At 65.8% G+C, this 19010-nt stretch carries 25 protein-coding genes; 10 read left to right on the forward strand and 15 right to left on the reverse strand.

What is annotated here, in order from left to right:
* From ACPXB3_RS16375 to ACPXB3_RS16395, 5 genes are all read left to right on the forward strand, one after another.
* On the forward strand, window positions 1-738 hold a 738-nt coding region (locus tag ACPXB3_RS16375; RefSeq protein WP_425728477.1), incomplete at its 5' end, for a hypothetical protein.
* Window positions 739-751: 13 nt separating this feature from the next.
* A complete protein-coding gene (locus ACPXB3_RS16380; protein ID WP_425728479.1) occupies window positions 752-1093 on the forward strand; it encodes a phage tail fiber protein in 342 nt (113 codons plus the stop codon).
* 1 nt (window position 1094) lies between these two features.
* Window positions 1095-1385: a hypothetical protein gene (locus tag ACPXB3_RS16385; protein WP_425728481.1), complete on the forward strand. Its 291-nt coding sequence runs from the start codon at window positions 1095-1097 to the stop codon at window positions 1383-1385.
* 48 nt (window positions 1386-1433) lie between these two features.
* Entirely contained in the window at window positions 1434-2417 is a 984-nt protein-coding gene (locus tag ACPXB3_RS16390) for a hypothetical protein (RefSeq protein ID WP_425728483.1), read from the forward strand.
* Window positions 2418-2420: 3 nt separating this feature from the next.
* Window positions 2421-2678 (forward strand): hypothetical protein, encoded by a 258-nt coding sequence (locus ACPXB3_RS16395; protein WP_425728485.1) that lies wholly within the window; start codon window positions 2421-2423, stop codon window positions 2676-2678.
* Window positions 2679-2727: 49 nt separating this feature from the next.
* Here ACPXB3_RS16395 and ACPXB3_RS16400 read toward each other — a convergent pair whose 3' ends face one another.
* A complete protein-coding gene (locus ACPXB3_RS16400; RefSeq protein WP_425728487.1) occupies window positions 2728-3525 on the reverse strand; it encodes a hypothetical protein in 798 nt (265 codons plus the stop codon).
* A 560-nt stretch (window positions 3526-4085) separates the two neighbouring features.
* Entirely contained in the window at window positions 4086-4346 is a 261-nt protein-coding gene (locus ACPXB3_RS16405; protein ID WP_425728489.1) for a hypothetical protein, read from the reverse strand.
* 365 nt (window positions 4347-4711) lie between these two features.
* On the opposite strand from ACPXB3_RS16405, the gene ACPXB3_RS16410 reads away from it, so the two are divergent.
* On the forward strand, window positions 4712-4981 hold the full coding sequence (locus ACPXB3_RS16410) for a hypothetical protein (RefSeq protein WP_425728491.1): 270 nt from the start codon (window positions 4712-4714) through the stop codon (window positions 4979-4981).
* Window positions 4982-5023: 42 nt separating this feature from the next.
* On the opposite strand, the gene ACPXB3_RS16415 is transcribed toward ACPXB3_RS16410, so the two are convergent.
* The gene (locus ACPXB3_RS16415; protein WP_425728493.1) at window positions 5024-5275 is read right to left on the reverse strand and encodes a type II toxin-antitoxin system prevent-host-death family antitoxin; all 252 of its coding nucleotides are present in this window, start codon (window positions 5273-5275) and stop codon (window positions 5024-5026) included.
* A 286-nt stretch (window positions 5276-5561) separates the two neighbouring features.
* Between ACPXB3_RS16415 and ACPXB3_RS16420 the strand changes: the two genes are divergently transcribed.
* Window positions 5562-6467: a PfkB family carbohydrate kinase gene (locus ACPXB3_RS16420; RefSeq protein ID WP_425728495.1), complete on the forward strand. Its 906-nt coding sequence runs from the start codon at window positions 5562-5564 to the stop codon at window positions 6465-6467.
* Here ACPXB3_RS16420 and ACPXB3_RS16425 read toward each other — a convergent pair.
* From ACPXB3_RS16425 to ACPXB3_RS16440, 4 genes are all read right to left on the reverse strand, one after another.
* Window positions 6449-7072: a hypothetical protein gene (locus tag ACPXB3_RS16425; RefSeq protein ID WP_425728497.1), complete on the reverse strand. Its 624-nt coding sequence runs from the start codon at window positions 7070-7072 to the stop codon at window positions 6449-6451. The two genes, ACPXB3_RS16420 and ACPXB3_RS16425, sit on opposite strands and share 19 nt — an antisense overlap.
* Window positions 7073-7326: 254 nt before the next feature.
* Window positions 7327-7566, reverse strand: coding sequence for a CsbD family protein (locus ACPXB3_RS16430; RefSeq protein WP_425706476.1), 240 nt, complete (start codon window positions 7564-7566; stop codon window positions 7327-7329).
* Between the two features lie 54 nt (window positions 7567-7620).
* A complete protein-coding gene (locus tag ACPXB3_RS16435) occupies window positions 7621-8385 on the reverse strand; it encodes an SDR family oxidoreductase (protein WP_425728499.1) in 765 nt (254 codons plus the stop codon).
* A 136-nt stretch (window positions 8386-8521) separates the two neighbouring features.
* Complete coding sequence (locus ACPXB3_RS16440; RefSeq protein ID WP_425728500.1) at window positions 8522-9901, reverse strand: ClC family H(+)/Cl(-) exchange transporter; 1380 nt, start codon at window positions 9899-9901, stop codon at window positions 8522-8524.
* A 64-nt stretch (window positions 9902-9965) separates the two neighbouring features.
* Between ACPXB3_RS16440 and ACPXB3_RS16445 the strand changes: the two genes are divergently transcribed.
* Entirely contained in the window at window positions 9966-10466 is a 501-nt protein-coding gene (locus ACPXB3_RS16445) for a nitroreductase family deazaflavin-dependent oxidoreductase (protein ID WP_425728502.1), read from the forward strand.
* Here ACPXB3_RS16445 and ACPXB3_RS16450 read toward each other — a convergent pair.
* From ACPXB3_RS16450 to ACPXB3_RS16480, 7 genes are all read right to left on the reverse strand, one after another.
* A complete protein-coding gene (locus tag ACPXB3_RS16450) occupies window positions 10426-11166 on the reverse strand; it encodes an MBL fold metallo-hydrolase (protein ID WP_425706473.1) in 741 nt (246 codons plus the stop codon). The two genes, ACPXB3_RS16445 and ACPXB3_RS16450, sit on opposite strands and share 41 nt — an antisense overlap.
* Window positions 11166-12443, reverse strand: a complete 1278-nt coding sequence (locus tag ACPXB3_RS16455; RefSeq protein WP_425728504.1) for an MFS transporter — start codon at window positions 12441-12443, stop codon at window positions 11166-11168. Before ACPXB3_RS16455 ends, ACPXB3_RS16450 begins: the two co-directional genes overlap by 1 nt.
* A 136-nt stretch (window positions 12444-12579) precedes the next feature.
* Entirely contained in the window at window positions 12580-13737 is a 1158-nt protein-coding gene (locus ACPXB3_RS16460; RefSeq protein WP_425728505.1) for a mandelate racemase/muconate lactonizing enzyme family protein, read from the reverse strand.
* A 188-nt stretch (window positions 13738-13925) separates the two neighbouring features.
* On the reverse strand, window positions 13926-14714 hold the full coding sequence (locus ACPXB3_RS16465; RefSeq protein ID WP_425728507.1) for an IclR family transcriptional regulator: 789 nt from the start codon (window positions 14712-14714) through the stop codon (window positions 13926-13928).
* Between the two features lie 168 nt (window positions 14715-14882).
* On the reverse strand, window positions 14883-15947 hold the full coding sequence (locus ACPXB3_RS16470) for a fatty acid desaturase family protein (RefSeq protein WP_425706469.1): 1065 nt from the start codon (window positions 15945-15947) through the stop codon (window positions 14883-14885).
* A gap of 195 nt (window positions 15948-16142) precedes the next feature.
* Window positions 16143-16283: a hypothetical protein gene (locus ACPXB3_RS16475; protein ID WP_425706468.1), complete on the reverse strand. Its 141-nt coding sequence runs from the start codon at window positions 16281-16283 to the stop codon at window positions 16143-16145.
* 290 nt (window positions 16284-16573) lie between these two features.
* Entirely contained in the window at window positions 16574-16777 is a 204-nt protein-coding gene (locus ACPXB3_RS16480) for a cold-shock protein (protein WP_425706467.1), read from the reverse strand.
* 106 nt (window positions 16778-16883) lie between these two features.
* On the opposite strand from ACPXB3_RS16480, the gene ACPXB3_RS16485 reads away from it, so the two are divergent.
* Window positions 16884-17102, forward strand: a complete 219-nt coding sequence (locus ACPXB3_RS16485) for a hypothetical protein (protein ID WP_425706466.1) — start codon at window positions 16884-16886, stop codon at window positions 17100-17102.
* Window positions 17103-17170: 68 nt separating this feature from the next.
* Entirely contained in the window at window positions 17171-18121 is a 951-nt protein-coding gene (locus tag ACPXB3_RS16490; RefSeq protein WP_425728509.1) for an esterase/lipase family protein, read from the forward strand.
* Here the strand turns inward: ACPXB3_RS16490 and ACPXB3_RS16495 are convergent.
* Window positions 18118-18951: a maleylpyruvate isomerase N-terminal domain-containing protein gene (locus ACPXB3_RS16495; RefSeq protein ID WP_425728510.1), complete on the reverse strand. Its 834-nt coding sequence runs from the start codon at window positions 18949-18951 to the stop codon at window positions 18118-18120. The two genes, ACPXB3_RS16490 and ACPXB3_RS16495, sit on opposite strands and share 4 nt — an antisense overlap.
* Between the last annotated feature and the right edge of the window lie 59 nt (window positions 18952-19010).

Raw genomic sequence — 19010 nt, forward strand, 5'->3', positions numbered from 1 at the left:
GTGTCGGCGAGCGCGCTCACCGCGGCAACCGCCGAACAGAAGCTCTACCCGTCGTCACTGGCAGTAGCAGCCCAAGCGGGCATGTCGTGGGGTGCGTTCGCGCGCATGGCATCCACGATGGCGATGTCGGCCACCGGCGGGTCGTCAATGACCGCCGGATTCCCGGCCACCGCACCGGCCAGCGCCACCTATCCGACACCAGGCACCTACAGCTACACGATCCCGTGGTGGTGCCGCTACATCGCCTACGCGACACTCGGCGCGGGCGGTGGCGGCGGCAGACACAACGCGTTCAGTGCGTTCACCGGGCGCGGTGGCGCGGCTGGCACGTGGACGACCGGCATTCTGGAACGGGGCGTCGACTTTCCGTGGACAGCGACTGCTATCACCATCACCATCGGGGCCAAGGGCGTGGGCGGCGGACTCAACGGGACGGCGGGCGGCGACACCAGCCTGTCCGTCACCGGCCTGGGCACCCTGACAGCCCCGGGCGGTGTCGGTGGGCTGGGTGACCAGGCGGGCACAGTCACTGCTGGCGGTAGCCCCGGCAACGCCACCGTGGACGGCCAAACCTACGTCGGTGGCACCGGCGGGGCATCAGGATCGGGCACCAGCAGCCCCGGTGCCGGTGTTGCACCAGGCGCCGGAGGTGGTGGCGGCGGCGGCGGCCTGGTCAACGGGCAGCAGAACGGCGCGGACGGCGCGGACGGCCGCGCATGGATCAGAGCACGACAATGAAAGGGAACCCCCAGTGAATGTCACAGCAACCAAGAACGCGCTCGTCGACGCGCTCGCCGGACTCGGCGCGCACGTCGGGCTGGCCACCGGAGCACCCGGCACCACAGCCACCCCGGCGAACGAGGCATCCGGTGGCAGCTACGCCCGCGTCGCCACCACATGGGCGGCGGCGAGTGGCGGGGTCCGCACCGGGGCGGCAGTCATCATCAACGCACAGTCCGGGACCTACACCCACGGCTTCATCGCGAGCGCGGCCACCGGCAACACCATGATCGACAACGCGGCGCTGAGCCCATCGATCGTGCTCAACGCGCCCGGCCAGATCGTCGTGACACCAACCCTGGCCGTGGTCTGACATGCCCGACCTCGACCCGCTCGCCGCCGGGATGGACATCGACCTCGGAGTGTGGCCCGTCTACGTCGGCGTCAGCGACGACCCCGACCACCGTGCCCAGATCACATGGCGACACCAGGACGGGCAGATCGTCGGCGCCGCACAGCTGACCGTCCCTGCAGGCACCTACACGCGGCTGCACTACTTCCATTCTCCAACCAGCCCGGTAGCCACAGGCGGCGTGGTCGACATCGAACCCATCGTCATGGCCGAAGACAGCGTGATCGACATCGACCCGATCACCATGGACTGACCAGATCGCCGAGGAGACCTACATGATCCCCGCCAAGGAGGACACACCATGAGCACCATCACCTTCACTGTCGACGGTCAGGACGGCAAGGGAGGGCGGCTGACGTTCAAGCCGCGCGCCATGTCAACCGCGAACGGCGAGATCATCACCCCGACTCTGTCGGCCCGTGAGACCATCTTCCGCAGCAACGAACCGGCGACGGTCGATCTGCCGGATGGCGCGTGGCGAGTCACCGGCCTCGACGGCTCACGGTTCGTCGACATCAACGTCGACGGCGACGCGGACCTCAAAGACCTCATCATGTTCAGCATCCCGCCCGGCACCCCGGCAGACACGCTCACCGATGCTGTCGCCTCATGGCTGACGGCGCACGCGGCTGATGTGCTCGATGATGCGGGGGCCGCGAGGGACACGGCTACGGCGGCGGCGACCGCAGCATCGGCGTCGGAGTCGGCGGCTGGCGCGTCGGCGACCGCGGCTGCCGGGTCGGCGTCGGGCGCGTCGGGGTCGGCGTCGACGGCGTCGACGAAGGCTGAGGAGGCGAGCGCATCGGCGGCCGCCGCGGCGAGTTCGGCGACGGCGGCGGGCTCAGCGAAGACTGCGGCCGAGTCTGCGCGGGATGCCGCGGTGGCGGCGAAGGCCGCGGCCGAGTCGGCGCGTGACGAGACGGTGATCGCGGTGGCGGCCAGCTCGGATTGGTCGGGGGCGGTGTCGCCGTCGTCGGCTGATGTGTCGCAGTCGCGGTGGTGGAAGCGACGTTTGACGGGGAACGCGACGGTCACCCTGCCGAACGGTGTTGCAGGCAAAGCATATTCGATCATCATCGAGGTGACGCAGGATGCGACGGGTGGTCGGTCGCTGGTGTTCAAGCAGTCGGGCGGGTCTCAGGTGTCGTGGGCGTACGGCGTGACGCCGGTGATGTCGACGTCGCCGAATGCGCGTGATCTGTGGACGCTCACGTGGACGGGGTCGGAGTGGATTGGCGGCATTGGGGCGCAGGCCCTCGCAATCGGCACAGGGACAGGAGTCTGACGCATGGACACACCACAGGAGCGGTTGGATGCGGCGGTGGCCGCGGTGCAGGCTGCGGGCGGGACAGTGCGGTCGGTGACCCCGCTGGCTGACCCGGCCGATGTGCACACGGTCGTGGCGCACTGGATCGACATCACGTCCCCGGACCGTGACACGGATGTCGCGGTGCGGGCGGCGCTCGCCGAGGTGTCGGTGCCGACGGCCGGGCTGGTGCCGTGGGTTGATCCGACGCCGCCCGCCGACGTCGAGGATGTGGCGTGATGCGCGCGGCAACGATGGCCGACACCCGACTGGCGCCAGTCCGCAACCTCTACCCGCAGCCGAACGGCGAGTTGAAATCGGACACGCTGGTAAACGGAATCGGATTCCAGTGGGGCGCGTACTCGGCCACAGGCGCGGCAACGAACTCTACCCAGGCGGTCACCGGCCACCCGACGGGGTGGACGAAGGCCATCCGCACCACCCTCCACGACGACACCACGGGTGCGTGGGGTGTGTACTCGGGACTCAACACGACGGCAAGCGATCCCGCTCTCCGGCCCCTGTGGGGTGCGGGGAAGCGTTTCTTCATCTCGATGTGGCTGCGGTGCTCGAAGACCGTCGAGATAACTCCCACCTTGGAACGGTGGCTCCCGGGAAATGTGTCCGGCACACCGAGAACCTTGCCCGCGGGCGTGTGGACGCTGGTGACAATCCGACCAGGACCCCGCCAGCCGTCCAGCGACAACCCTGGATCAGCTTTAACCACATACATTTTCGGCGGCCAGGCCGGCGACTGGATTGAGGCAACAGGCATGACGCTGGTAGCCGAGCCGCTCTCTCTCTCTCTCTCTCTCTCTCTCTCTGCGCTCTCTTGGCAGGGTGCGACGAACGCGAGCGAGAGCGTCGGGATCCCGATCCTCGGCTGACCTGCGGGCCGCGGCGTGAGGGCCGCGCTCGTCCGCGACGACCGCGAACGGATCTGGCCGAACATGCTGCCCCCTCGTGCCGCGACCGCCGATTCGACGGTAGGCACGGGGCTGAACCAGATGAAGACCACGATCGCTACCGACACAGCCTGGGCGTCCGAGGGGATGCGGTCATGGAGAATCCAGAACGCCGATGGCAACACCGACCTCGACTGCTGGGCGGGACTCGCTGGGGATGCGGACGCGTTTCGCCTGGGGATGCGCCCTGGGCGGACGTACTGCCTGGTCGGAGACATCCGAATCGACACTCCGCTGGGAACTCCGACTGGGGGCAACGCGCAGCGAGCCCTGACGCTTTGGAAAACCACATCCACGGGCAAGCACACGATCACAATGGTCCGTCGGAGCCCGCTACACCGGCGGCGGGATGGTCGGCCAGGACTTCGTCACGCTCCCGCTGACCGTCGGAAACCGGTGTGACACCTACGGCCTCGTCGATAGCGGCGGCAAATTCTGGTACGACCGACCAACCGGACGAACTACCGCCACCATCGCCGGAGCCACCCTGCCTCACGAGAGAATTGCAAGTTCCACATCCAACAGCGCGGAAGCGGCCATCCGCACCCGCGGTCAGCGCACCGTCGTCTACGCCGGGGTGCACACACCCGCCACAGCAGCCCGAATCCGCGGGTGGCTGATGCGGCACACGGTGCTCACCTGACAGCGGGCACAGTCGGCGGTTTTCGTCGTTGACGGCTTCCTATCCGAGCGCCGCTGGATCTCCATCACCCTCGACGACGGGGACCTCGGACTCTTCGCCGCACACGAGATCGAGCACCTGGACTGACACCAGCCCCATCCTCATCGCGAGGGTGGGGCCGGTTTCGTCGTTGGAGGGGACTGCGTGCACGTCATTGGCGCCGACCGGTGGGGCAAGGTGGCGGGCGATCTGCGACCACTGATCGCGGTCGACCTCGACGACGGGGATCGGGGAGTGTTCGCGGCCGAGGAGCTGGAGCACCTGGACTAGTTGCCCTGTTGCCTAGGCAACAACACGCCAACAAACTTCCTGGTCGCGCGTCTGCCTCCGAGCCTGCTGCAAAACGCTCCGGCGCAGGTCAAGGGGCATTTCCGCAGGAGTGACAAGGGGTTCGATTCCCCTTAGCTCCACCGAGAACACCAGATCAGGCGGCCTCTCCCGAACCGAGGAGGGGCCGTTTTTTTGCTCACCCGCCGAAGGTCCGATCCGATCAGGAGGTCGGCGAGGTCGGGAAAGTCGGTGCCGCGTTTCGGACCGTAACGGTTGGTGTCAGACCAGGCGGCGATGCATATCCGCGACTGCTGCAGCTCGCTGATCGTGCGGGCGTGTGCCGGCAGGTGCGGCGGGTGGTGTCGTTGATGGGGTTGCGGTGGATCGCGTCATGCTGGGCGTCGAGCGTGAGCATCCCGATAGCGCGGTGTGGTGCCGCCGGGACCGCGCATTGGTCGGCACCACACGCCGGAACCGGTCGAGGACGCCGACGGTGCCTCTCCGACTCGGATGTCACCGAGGCTGGGGGTGATCTGCAGGGCGATCAGTTCGTGGTCATCGTCGAGGGTGTCCACCGCGTGGTCACCGAATTCGACGCGCATGGCGAGCCACAGCCGGGCGGGTGATCCGCTCCCAGGTGCCTGGGGGTAGCGGTGGACGTGGCATGGCTAGTCATCGAGACCGAGTTCGGCCATCACCTTGTCCAGAGGCATGGTGACGTCGTCGCGCTCGTGGGCTGACAGACGGTCTTCGAGGTCGTCGATGTGTGCCATGAGGTCGTCATAGCGCCGCGTGGAAATGAGGACGGCGGCAGGACGTCCGTAGTTCATGATGACGACGTTGTCGTCATCGGCGTCCCTGACGAGTTCGGAGAGACGCCCCTTGGCCTCACTGACCGGGACGAGATGTGGTGTGGTCATCGGTAAACCTATCCGCGTGAGCGATTCGGGTGACAGTGACGACGCGGATCGAATCCTCGATGAGATAGACGACCCGGGAGTTTCCGACGCGGATGCGATAGGCGTCAGTGCCGATCATGGCAGCGCCGAGAATCTGCGATGGCTGCGTACTTGGCCAGTGTATGACTGATCTGGTGTTGTGTGCCGAACGCCCGGAAACGGTAGGTTTCACTCTCTCGGAAACCGCTTGATATTTAGGTGATCGGCGGTAGGTTTCTCGGCGCACACCCGCGGGGACTCTGGTGGCGTGAGCGTGGTGGTGATCGGCCAGATCGGGCGTGATCTGGTAATCCGAACGGACGGCCTGCCCGAGCCGGGCGGGACGGCCCCGATCGTGCAATGGCACGAGGCGCTCGGCGGCAAGGGCGCCAATCAGGCTGTGGGACTTGCCCAATTGGGTGTCGAGGTGTCGTTGATCGGGGTTGCCGGAACCGATCGGTACGGCGACGACGCGGTCGCCCAGGCGGTCCGGGACGTCATCGATGTCACCGGGGTGGTTCGTCGTGGCCGCACGGCGTTGCTGGTCGACCTCGTCGACGAGCCGGCCAGTCGACGATTGTTCGAAGATGTTCCGGCGGAGGCGCTTTGCGGTGTGCCCGACATCGAGCAGTCGGCGGCGCTCATCGCCCGCGCCGACACCGTGTCGCTCCAGTTGCAGCAGCCGGGACAGACCGTGCTGGCAGCCGCGCGGCGGGGGAGGGTCGCCGGCGCGCGGGTCGTCGCGGACGGCGCCGTGCAACCAGACCTCCGGGCCGACCTACTGCCGCTGCTCGATGTGCTGCGTGCCGACGCCGAGGAGGCCGCGCTGATCGCCGACGACGCCGCTCCCACGACGCAGTCGGCGGCCCGCGGACTCGCCCGCAAGCTTCTGGCCGAAGGTCCGTCGCTGGTGGCGTTGGCGATTCCCGACGTCGGCGACCTGCTGGTCTGGCGCGATGGCAGCGAGCTCTACCCGCATGCCGACGTACCGGTGCAGGACACCACGGGTGCGGGAGACGCCTTCGTCGCCGGACTCAATGCGGCGTTGCGGACCGGCGCCGATCCACGTCGCGCCGGGCAGGTGGCATCGGCGGCTGCGGCATCGACCACCCAGCACCTCGGCGGCAGACCGACGCTGGAGGCAGTTCGTCGCCATCACCTCGCGAATCGGTAAGACATGGCTCCCGGAAACCGAGAGCCATGTCGTACCGATTCCGGGCGGGTCACCGTAGCGGGTTGACGATCCGCACGCCCCGACGTGTGTTGCCGTGTGTCAGGTCCTCGGTCCAGAGTTCGTCGCAGCTGCCCGGGCTGCCGCTTCGGCAGCGCGTCGAGGATTCTTGCAGCATCGGTGCGCGTCCGGCCGAGTTGGCGTGTGAGTACCGAGTGCAACTCGATGAGCACTTGCGTGCTGACGACCGCATTCGTGGCATTCGCGCCGAACAGGTCGCGCGCACGTGACTGCTTGTCGGGGAAGCTGTCGTCGAATTGGTAGGCGATAAGATTTGTGTCCAGGAATACGGTCACTGATCGGCCTTGTGGGGCTCGTCGTAGAGTTCTTCGCGCGTCCAGCCGGCGCCGCTGGTGGTTCCACTCAACGAGCGCGATAGGTGAACAAAGTCGACAGCCGCGCGTTGCCGACGGGAATCGTCGGCATCCGTCGGCGCACTCGATAAGACGTTGTGCAAGATACTGATTCACTGATTCGCCGCGTTCGATCGCCCGTATCCGCGCTCGCTTCAGTGTCTTGTCGTCGACGGTGATGGTCAGGTTCGCCACGAAGTCAGTGTAGTACTGGTTCCGTGTTACACGGCTCGCGTCGCGCGACAGGCTTCTCATGGGTATCCGCGGGGAGACTGGTGGTGATCGGCCAGGTCGCGTCATGTGCCGTCCTGTCCTTGCGCGCCATATCGAGTCCACCCCCGAACACCAAGAACTGGATCAGCACCACCCCGCGAATCGGTACGACATGGCTCCCGGAAACCGAGAGCCATGTCGTACCGATTCCGACCCCGGGGGACGGGGGCCGAGCGCTACTGCTGCTCGTTCTTCTCCCGCTGTTCGTCGGTCTTGGCCTGCGCGCGTGCCTTGTCGGCGGCTGCTTCTTTCTCCGCGACCTCGCGCTGGGAGTCGGCCTTGTCCTGCTGGGCCCGGCCCTCGCGGGTCAAGTTGTCCTGACCGCTCAAGGCGCCGGCAGCTTCTTTCACCTTGCCCTTGGCGTCTTCGACGACGCCCTTGACGCCCTCCGAGGGCCCACTGTTGTTGTCAGCCATCAACTTTCTCCTATCCTTGTTATCTGCTGCAGTTCCCGCAATGAGCGACGGTGATCACCTGGTGGTGTAACCGCCGTTGGCGAAGATGGTCTGCCCGGTGATCCATCCGCCATCGGTGACGAGATATTTGATCAGCGGCGCGATGTCCTCGATATCGGTGAGTTGATCGTCCATCGCTTGCGACTTGTGGAATTCGACCCGTTCATCGGTCTCCTGCGGGTAGAAGAAGGGGGTGTCCATCGGGCCGGGCCCCACATTGTTGACCGAGATGCCACGCTCGATGAATTCCTTGGCGGCGGCACGAGTGAAGTGCTCGGCAGCGGCTTTGCCGCCGTTGTAGGTGGAGTAGCCGTCGCTGAAGGCAGGCAAGAGCGAGGTGACCAGGGTGACGATCCGTCCACGGTCATTGATGCGCCGCCCCGCCTCCTTGAGAAAGAAGAACGCCGCTTTCGCGTTGATACCGAGCATCTTGTCGTACTCGTCCTCGGTGGTATCGAGAATCGGCTTGCGGAGCACCATTCCGGCGGTGTTCACCGCGATGTCGAATCCGTCGAATTCCCGGACAGCCGTGTCGAAGACGCTCTCGACGTCGTTCGGCCGAGTCAAGTCGGCCTGGACGGCGACCGCCTGCGCACCGGCCTCCTGCACGGCCTTCACCGTCTGCTCGGCGTCTGGGGCGGAACTGTCATTGTGATAGTGCACCACCACCCCGCGGGCGCCTGCGTCGGCGAACGTTCGGCTGACCAGACCGCCGAGATTCTTTTCGCCGCCGCCGATCACGGCGACCTTGTCTTCCAGCGTCGTCCTGTGCGTCGTCACCACGACCTCCTTCGGTCAGGAACTTCCGTTACGAGATTTCGCCTCAGCTGGGATAGGCAGTACCCGATGTCGGCAACCGGTAAACCGGTCACCGCGGTGGGGTCGGAGCGCCGACCCCCGGGGACACTCGGCCCTACTACCTCGCCGCGCGGGCGTCGACAGGAGCCGCGGCACGGTCGGTGAGCCGGTCGTATATGGGTCGCGAGCGCACCGCGACCGCGACGAGAAGTGCTGTGGCACAGGCGCCGAGCATCGGCGGTAGCTGGTTGGTGGTGCCGGTGAGCTCGGTCGCGAGAATGAGTCCGGTGATGGGGGCATGGACGCTGGCGGTGAAGAATGCGGCCATTCCGATGAGTGCGAGCGCTGCCGGATCGGGGGCCGTGTGGGGGCTGACGTGCACGGCGACCAGGCCGACGATGAGTCCGGTGTGCGTGCCCAGCACGAGCATCGGCGCGAAGAGACCACCGGGTGTGGCGGCCGCGTACGAGACGACACCCAGCGCGAACCGCAGCACGAGCACTGCCGTCACCGCACCGAGTGCGCCGTGTCCGAGAAGTGCGTTCTGCGTCAGGTTGTCGCCGCTGCCTGCCAGGTCAGGAGCGCACCATACGAGAATCCCGACAGCGCATCCGATCCCGGCGGCACGTGCTTCGGCAGGCAGTCGACTCGTATCGGCCACATGCAGACCGAACATCATCGCCGTGTTGTAGAGGACCCCGAGAACTCCGCAGAGGACACCGACGGCCAACACCCAGCCCGCGTTGGTCATATGGGGGTCGTGAAGGTGAGGCATGTGAAAGTCGGTGCTCGAACCGACGAACGGGTATGCGGCGGCAAATCCGGATGCGGAGGCGATGAGGGTGGCCACGGTGGTCCGCGGATCGAACCGCTTCACGAGTTCTTCGAGCACGAACACGCCGCCGGCGATCGGAGCGTTGAAAGCGGTCGCGAGACCGGCGGCGGCACCGCCCGCTGCCAGAATTCGCAGCTCTGCCGACGATCGTCGGGTCGCGGAGGCCACGATGACCGCGATGGAACCGCCCATCTGCACCGATGGGCCTTCACGCCCGAGCGCCAGGCCTGCCCCGATCGACAGCAACCCGCCGATGTACTTGATGGGCAGGATGCGGAATCGGCCCGGGTCGGCACGCCCGGCGACGACGGCCTCGACGCGGGGTATGCCGCTGCCCTCGGCATGGGGTTCGATCCGCCGTACCATCGCCGCCGCCACCGCGGTACACACGGCGCAGATCGCCACGACCACAACCAGGCCCCACCCGGTGCCGTGCGCCCATCCGGCGAGCGAGTCGCGCCAGTGTGCGATATGGACGAGCGCTATCCGGAAGCCGGCCGCGGCGAGCCCGGTCAACGCCCCGACCGCGGCTGCGGCCAGCACGAAACCCACAAGACCCTCGGCTCCTTCTCCGGAGTCGTCGACCGGGCGCGTCGTCGGCATCTGCCATCCGGTGAACACGCTGCGCAGCCAACGTGCCGTGGCCCGCTCGCGATCACCCATGTGTTCATCTCTATCGCGTTGCGGACACCGTTGCCGGATCGGGGGTTGCTACTACGCTGGAGTTGTGGCTTCCATCACAGACCGCGTCGGCGCGTACCTGCTTCGGAACCGTTCGGTGGTCCGCGCCCCCATCTGGCTCTATCGGCACGATCTCGGATGGCTGTTGGGTCGGCGGGTGCTGATGCTCGAACACCTCGGACGCCGGTCCGGCCTCCCGCGGTACGTCTGTCTCGAGGTGGTCGACCGGCCGTCGGCGGACGTGCTCGTCGTCGTCAGCGGATTCGGTACGAGCTCTCAGTGGTACCGGAATCTGATGGCCTGCCCGGAATGCAAGGTCAGTATCGGCACTGCGCGGAACAAGCCTGCGCGGGCGCGGCCGATGTCCGACGAGGAGTCCGCCGAGACCCTGCAGCGATATCAGCAGGCGCATCCTCGCGCGTGGCGGAATCTGCGGGGCATGATCGAACAGGCCACCGATGCGTCCGTCACGACTCTCCCGATGGTCGCTCTGGGGTTGGCCGACGTCAGTCGATCTGCAGGCGGACCGGATCATCGGTCGCATTGAGGTAGACCGCGAGGTCTGCCTCCTGCTCCATGAGTGCGGTGACCTGACCGCCGACGATCTTCAGCGGGACGTCATGCCCGGGGACCATGATCACGGACTTGTCGGCTTCCATCAACGATTTCAGCTTCCGGATGCTTGCGACGCCGGCTGCGGCATCCATCGTCGACGCGGCTGTCTCCGTGCCGAGCTCATACCGATTCTTGACGGAGTCGCCGGCGAAGAGAACGGTGCCGGTAGGGGTTTCGGTCCGGAAAGCGATATGTCCTGGGGTGTGGCCGGGCGTGTCGATCGAGAAGATGCCCGGCAGGACCTCCTGATCACCGCGCACCAGGCGCACATCGCGGCGACCGTTCGCCAGTTCTCTGACGTGGAGATCGGGAACAAACGTCGTTCCCGGCGGCTGTGCTGCGGCCCAATCCATTTCGGTCTCCGACACGAGCACCTGCGCGCCGGGGAACATCGTGAAGTTGCCGACGTGATCCCAATGGAGATGGGTCACCAGCACGTGCGTGATCTCGTCGGCGGTGATGCCGAGCCGGCCGAGTCGCTCGTGTAGAAGCGGAATGTAGGCCGGGGGACCGGTTTCCACCAGCACGCGCCGTTGGCCGTCGTGGAGCAACGAGACGCTGCTCCATCCCAGGCCGCCATGGGTTCGGCTGATGGCCGGAAAGCCTTCGACGAGAAGATCGAGCATGTACATCAGGCAGCCACCTCGGATCGTTGTAGCGGACGATTCGACAAGTACCGGCTGGTGAACGATCCGATGAGAAGCAGGACTCCGGCGACCAGGAATGGCGCGGTGTAGCCACTCGTCCAGTCCACGAGGTACCCGGTGATGATCGGTGCGAGCAGACCGAAGAGGTTGCCGCCGAAGGTCACCAGCGCGAAAACCCTTCCACCGGAAGACTTGTCGGTGGTCAGGTCGCCCGCCAGCGCGAAGTTGAGGGTGATGGCCGCGGTGATCACGAGCAGGATCCAGGAGATCAGGATGACGACGAGGGCAAAATTGCCCACCCACGGCAACGCCAGCAACGGAAGTCCGAGCAGCAGCGTGAGGCTCACAATCTTGCGCCGGCTGCCACTGAGCACGTCGGTGTTCTTGACGGCCCGGTCACTGATATAGGCGATACCGACACTTCCGACGGCGGCGATGCCGTACGTGATGCCGGTGACCCAGCCGGAGCCCACATCTTTGAGGCCCTTTTCGGTGGTGAGATAAAGTGGAAGGAAGCTCAGGAAGAGATAGTTGGTGTAGACGGCGCATCCCTGGGTGATCATCAGCCCCCAGATCGTCCGCATCCGCAGCAGCGCACCGACACTCAACTTTGCGGCACCGTCGGGGGTGATTGGGCTGTCCCGGTTCTCGAGAATGAACTGGCGCTCGGTGTTCGTCAGCCACCGAGACTTCTCCGGCGTGGTGTAGACGATGGACCACACGATTCCGACGAGGATACCGGCCGCGCCGAGAATGAAGAACGATGCGCGCCAGCCCCATGCGGCGATCAGGTAGGCGGCGATGACGGCACCGACGGCCGGACCCACCAGCGCACCCGCATTCAGCATGCCGGTGAAGATGCCGCGTTCCTTCGACGGCGCCCATTCCCGCACCACGAGATTGCCGACGGGATAGACGCTCGATTCGCCGGCGCCGAGCAGCAGTCGCGCGATGACGAGCATCGTGAGCCCCAGCGCTCCGCCGGTCAGGCCGGCACCCAGGGACCAGACGATGATGCTGATCGGCAGGATGAGTCGCGCGCCCCATCGGTCGGCCATCATGCCCACCGGTACGAGAAAGACGATGTAGGCCCAGTTGAAGACGGACGTGATCAGGCCGAATTGTCCGGTGGAGAGGTCGAATTGGTCGATGATGTGCGGCGCGGCCACGGACATGTTGACGCGGTCGATGTAGCCGAGCGTGATGATCAGCAACAAGCCGAACGCGATGATGAAGCGCCGGTTGTCGGTCAGGCCGCGCATAGTGCTGTGCTCCGTCTGCGACTGAGTCAATATTGACTTCATTGTCGAATATCCTTAGAAGGCAGAAACGAGGGTTGTTCGTTGGCCGTCCAAGGGCGCATCGATATCGTTGCGCCCTTGGACTTCCGGGGGTGCGCTATGCGAGGGGCTGGCCCTGCCGCGACGGCAGTTCGACGGTGTAGCGGTCGACCTTTTCGAGGTCGAGTTCCAGGCCCAGGCCGGGGCCCTGCGGAACGGCCAGCATGCCGTTGGTGGGCTCGGGGTAGCCCCCGACAAAGATCTCCCGGCAGGGATTGTCGATGAACATGTGCTCGAGCGCGAGCAGTCCGGGGGCCGCCGCCGAGACGTGCAGCGCGGCCAGCTGCGAGTACCCGCCCGAGAAACCCGTGTGCGGGGCGAAGGCCAGGTTGTGGGCGTAGGTGAGCGTCCAGATGTGCCGGGCGCCGGTGATGCCCCCGCAACGGCCGAGGTCGGGCTGCACGACGTCGATGAGGCGCTTTTCGATCACATCGCGCATCGTGAAGATGCCGAAGTCGGTTTCGCCGCGCGCCAACGGCGTCGACGTCATGCCGTGGATCTGCTCGTACCCGCCGAGGTCGTCCATGAACACCGGCTCCTCGAACCAGCGGATGTCCAGCGGCTCCATCTTGCGTCCCATCCGGATGGCGCCGGCGGCGTCGTAGGCACCGTTGGCGTCGACGACGAGTTCCAGCTCATCGCCCACGGCCTCGCGGATGGCCCAGAGTGCGCGGAGGTCGGCGTCCTGGCCACCCTCGTGCGGCTTGCGGCCGATCTTGACCTTGAGTCGCTTGAAGCCGCGGGCCTGCTGCGCGAGGGCCTCGGTGACCATGGTGTCGGGGTCGGAGATGTAGACCGACGAGGCGTAGACCGGGACCTCCGAGCGACCGGCGCCGGCGAGGAGCTGCCACACCGGCTTGCCCTCGATCTTGCCCACCAGGTCCCACAGAGCGGTGTCGGCGCCGGAGACGGCTTCCATCACCACACCCGACACGTGACCCCAGGTGCGCAACTGCTGAACCATCTCGACCCACAGGCCCTCGATGTTGCGCGGGTCTTTCCCGATGAGAACCGGGGCCAGCAGGGACTCGACTGCGACCGCGGTCATGGCACCCCCGCGTCGGGCGAGTGCTTCGCCGTAGCCGACGTGCCCGGAATCGTCGTGGATCTCCACCAGAACCATGCTGTAGGTGTTGAAGTCTCCGGCACCGAAGACGACGCCGGCCTCGGGCGTGGCTTCGAGAAAACGCGCTGTGACGGCGGTGATGATCGCCATGGTTGTAACTCCTTCTTCATGCTTCCCACTTTGTTGTGAAGCGGGTCACCACCGACGCTAATCACGCGTGGTGTCTCAGCTCAACCTCGCACGGGCAGGATCCGCGGCAAGTTGGCTGGCCCTTGCCATTTCGGGGAGGTAGCTCGCTCGGCTTCTCTATCCATGAAAAGCGGGAAGCGATTTTTCACCTAGTGAGAAGGTCGGATCGATGGCAAGTAGCCCATGCTGATCGACGCCTTGTCGGCGGCGCGCCGAAGCTGAGGGAGGAGTTCGTCGATCATCCGTTCGTGCGACCACTGCGCGGATTCGACGGACACGGCGATCGCCCCGGCTGCTCCGTCCAGGTTCATGACGGGCAGCGAGATCGAGCGCAGGCCGAAGGCCACCTCCTCGTCCTGCGATCCCCAGCCGCGTTCCCGGATGGTGGCGAGCTCGGCGCGCAGTTCGTCCATCGTCTGCACGGCATTGGGGCCCATCCGGTAGCTCGCCAGGTCGACGCCGGCCAAGGTCGCGTCCAGCTCGGGGCCCTCCAGACAGGACAGCAGTACCTTTCCCATTGCGGTGCACGCGGCCGGAAGCAGCGACCCGGCCACCACATTTCCCACGACGTATCCGGCCGACTTGTACCTCAGCAGGTAGACGATGTCGGCGCCGGACAGGACTGCCAGGCTGCAGGTCTCCCGGGTGTGCCGCTGCAACTCGCGCAAGGGCAGGCGGGTGGCCTCGACGACCTCGTTGCCCTGCAGCGCGGCGAACCCCAACGTGAGGACGGCCGCGCTAGGGGTGAACGTGCCGTCATCGAGCTGCTCGACGTAACCCGAGTCCTCAAGGGTGCGCAGGATCCGAAAGCACGTCGACACCGGAATCTTCGTCGTCCTGGCCACCTCGCTGACGCCGAGCGCCCGCTCGTTGGGAGTGAAGCAGGCCAGCACCCGCAGACCCTTCTCCAGCGCGGCAATCCGATAGTGGTCCGTCAAACCCCACTCCACTCGTCAGCAACTATGAACCACAGCATAACGAAGGGGAGTGGCGGTCGATCGTAGCTGTGCTCCCGCTCAACGATTTGCTTCCCGCTCACCGAGATCGGTGAGCGGGAAGCAAATGAGTGAGCGGGAAGCGAACCGGCGGCGGCCGCCGCCGGCGGATCACCGATACATCTGCACCAGCGGGCAGGTGAAGGGGTCACGCTCGCCGAGGCCGGCCTGGTTGAGGTAGCGGACGACGATCGCGTAGGAATTGAGCAGTGACGTCTCGGTGTAGGTGACCGAGTGGCGAGCGCAGTGCGCCCGCACGAGGGGCCGGACCTTCGCGAGATTGGGTCGCGGCATGCTCGGGAACAGGTGGTGCTCGATCTGATAGTTGAGCCCGCCCATCATGAAATCGGTGAAGCGTCCACCGCGGATGTTGCGTGACATGAGGACCTGACGGCGCAGGAAATCTACCCGCATCTCCTTGGGAACCAACGGCATACCCTTGTGGTTCGGAGCGAAGGCGCCGCCGAGCAGGACCCCGAACACGCCCATCTGGATAAGGATGAAGGCGAGCGCCAGCAGCGGTGGCATCACCACGAACGGCAGCACAAACCCGAGACCGAGTCGCAGTGTGATGAGTGAGAGTTCCAAAAAGCGTTGTGGCACATGCGTTCGCGCAAACAACCCTTGATAGCTCGCGACGTGGAGTGCGGCCCCTTCGAAGGTCAGCAACGGGAAGAACAGCCAGCCCTGCCTGCGAGTGAACCAGGCGTAAATGCCCGAACGCGCTGCCGCGTCCTCGGGGACGAACGCGATGGGGCCGTCGGCGATGTCGGGATCGACGCCGATCTGGTTCGGCGACTTGTGATGTCGATTGTGCTTGCCCCGCCACCAGTGCAGCGATAATCCGGCGCCGGCAGCCGCCGTGATGCGAGCCACCCACTCGTTGGCGGCGCACGAGGCGAACATCTGCCGGTGGGCACCGTCATGTCCGAGGAATCCGAACTGGGTGCTGATGATGGCGATGGCGCCCGCGACGCCCAGTTGCCACCAGGAGTCGCCGAGCATGACGACCGCGATCCAGGCGGCGACCAGCGCCACCGAGGTGGCCGCAATGCGGACGATGTAGAAACTCCGTCGGCGTTCCAGCAGGCCCGAGGCACGGACCTCGGCGGCCAGCTCGGTGTAGGAGCTGACGAAATTGTTGCGGTTGGGGCGGATCTGTTCGGTCTGTGACACGTATGCGCCTCGTGCTTTCTGCTCTGTGCGAGCCCCACTGTCAGGCGCCATCGGCGTGACGGGACTCCCAGGGATGAGGCGGGCGGTACTCAGGAAAGTACCGGCGGAAATTCAGGCCGGAGAATGGAATTCACCACGTGGGCCAGACCGTGATGTCGGATGTGCTGATGGGTACGGCGGTGTCGATGGGTGCGGCTATTCGGTGGACCGGTGTTCTCCGGCGCGGCGCGCTTCGGTGCTGTCGGAGAATGTGAGGTGCACCGACATCGGCGCGTCGGTGGGCAGTGGTGACTCGCCTGTCGCCTCATACGGGTGGGAGAAGAGTTCGTGGGTCATGGTCATATCCTTTGAGGTTCGCCGGATGCATCTGAATGTCGTGGGGGCAGTCGTGCGATGGGGTGCGGAGACGGCTCCGGACTCGGTGACTCGGGGGAATGCGCGACATCTCCGCGCTCCTCACTGGACGCCGCTGCAGCGAAATGATCGTCCTGCCGAAGGGTGCGTCAGCACCGGCTGGGGTGCCCCAACCCTACAGGACGCGGGGGATCTCGGTCGGAAACGCCGATATAGACGGCAACAGCCCCGACACCGGGATGGTGTCGGGGCTGTCGGGCCTGATGAGAGGCTTACAGAGCACTCACATTGGTGGCCTGAAGACCTTTGGCGCCCTGCTCGACGTCGAACTCGACGCGCTGCTGCTCTTCGAGAGAGCGGTATCCGTTGCCCGAGATCGCAGAGAAGTGAACGAAAACGTCCTCACCCTGGTCGTCGGGGGCGATGAAGCCGAAGCCCTTTTCGCCGTTGAACCACTTAACGGTTCCTTGTGCCATCCTGCAACTTCTTCCTGTTGAAGGGAATCAACGTGACTCCCCGCAAAGATTGTCGCACACTTCGTACACAAAGCAAGCATCAGTGCACAACGGCTACCATCCGGGCATGACAGCAACTCGCGTCCCCGTGAAGTTCGAGCCACTGTTCGGCGACGTCGGCCTCGATCCGACCTTTGAGGCGATCGCCGAGGAATCGGGCGTCAGCGTCGATGGCGCTCGCGAGGCGCTGACCGGCGCCGTCGACGATTCGACGACAGTGCAGAAGATCGCCGACACCTTGTGTGTGGTGCCCGAGGCCCTCGACGAGCTCATCCAGGAGCGATAGCCGGCCCGGCGGCTCCAACCTCGGCCGAACGCCCGTTCCGCGGCCCAAGCACTTGCTAGGTTCCCTGCATGGGCTTGCGCAGGATGGTCGTCGGCGTCAGTGTGATCGCCGGGGCGATCGTCGCCCTCATCGGCGGGGGCGGTGGAGTCGCACGCGCCGAGTTGCCGGTCGGCTACAACTTCCTCGGCGGCATCCCCGACGAACTCGCTCACCCGGGTGGGTCGCTGCCCGGCTCCAATGACCTCTCCTGCCGGCCGTCGGCCGCGCATCCGAATCCCGTTGTGCTGGTTCACGGTACGGGCGGATCGCAACAAACCAACTGGGGTACCTACGTACCGCTGCTGAAGAATCAGGGCTACTGCGTCTTCGCGCTCACCTATGGCGTCGTGGACCGGGCGCCGTGGCCGGTGAGCGCCGTGGGCGGGATGACGCCGATGGAGGGCAGTGCGGCGCAACTCGCCGCCTACGTCGAGAAGGTGCTCGCGGCCACGGGCGCGCACAAGGTCGACATCGTCGGGCACTCGCAGGGCACGCTGATCCCCGACTACTACGCGAAATTCCTCGGCGGACACGACAAGATCGACAAGTACGTCTCGCTCGCACCGCTGTGGCAGGGGACCGGTGTCGGTGGCGCTGCGGTGCTGATGCCGGTTCTCCGGCAACTCGGCCTCAGCGCCGCGCAGTTCCCGCTGTGTCAGGCCTGTGCACAATTCGACCCGTCGTCGGTGTTCATGACGAAACTGCGTGCCGGCGGCGTCTACTTGCCCGGCATCACCTACACCAACGTCAGCACGCGCAACGACGAACTCGTCGTGCCGTATACCTCCGGACAGCTACCCGGTGGTCCCAACGTTCACAATATCGTGGTGCAGCAAGGATGTCCGGTCGACTACACCGAACACGCCGGGCTCGCCGGTTCCCGGCGGGCGGCGTACTTCGTGCTCAACGCGCTCGATCCGGCGCATCCCCGGCCGGTCCCGTGTGACCGGGCCGCGCCGATCACCGGCAGCGCGTTCTAGGCGATGTCTGCGGCGGTCAGACTGCGGGCTGCCGCCAGGCGCCGATTGAGGCCGACGGCCAGCCATGGCTTTGTTCCCCACGCGATCGCCCGACCGGTGAGAAGAGCCGAGCCGGCCGAGAAGCGACCGTGCGCGGCGAGGACGACGGTGATCGGGTCGACGCTGATGTAGACGTCTGGGTGCGGCGAATCGGCCGGGTCGATCTCGAGGTGCCCGTCGTCGAATCGGTAGACGATCCGCTCGGAAGTGCGTCGGATGCGGACGTCGTAGGTGGCGTTGTGTCCATGGCAGATATGCGAATCTGCCCAGGGCCGCAGGAGTTGATGTCCGCCGCGGGTGACCATCGGCGCGATTGTCGGGTCGATGTCCCAGCGTGCACCGAGCACGCGCGCGATATCGCGGCCACGCACCGTCATCTCGCCGATGAGAATGCCCAGTGCGGTATCTGAGCGAACTCGCTGGCTGCCGGCGATCCGCATCATCGGGACCCGTGCGCCGAAGTGGCGAACAGTGTCGAGGAGCTCATCGAGGTCGGCGAGAAACTTATCGGCCAGTGTCCGGGTGTCCCGGGTGGGCAGATTGGCGATCTGCTTCGCGTAGACATCATTGAGATCGCTTGGCCGGCAGGGCCATTCGTCCTTACCGCCGACGAGGTCGAGGTAGCGCGACGGCTCGCATGCGATGTGTCCGACACAGTCGGCCAGCGACCATCCCCGACACGATTCGACGCGCACGTCGGGCGAGTCGACGTCGCGCACCAACTCGGCGAAGCGCTCGCCGATCGTCCGTGCCGCGTCGATGTAGTCGAAACGAGAAATCGTTCCGGGCATGCACACACCCCCATTCGCGCCGCCGACGTTACTCGGCAGTCGGCGAAAGTGCATCAGTT

Origin of the sequence: Gordonia sp. DT219 (genome assembly GCF_049847065.1) — a bacterium.
Classification (GTDB): Bacteria; Actinomycetota; Actinomycetes; order Mycobacteriales; family Mycobacteriaceae; genus Gordonia.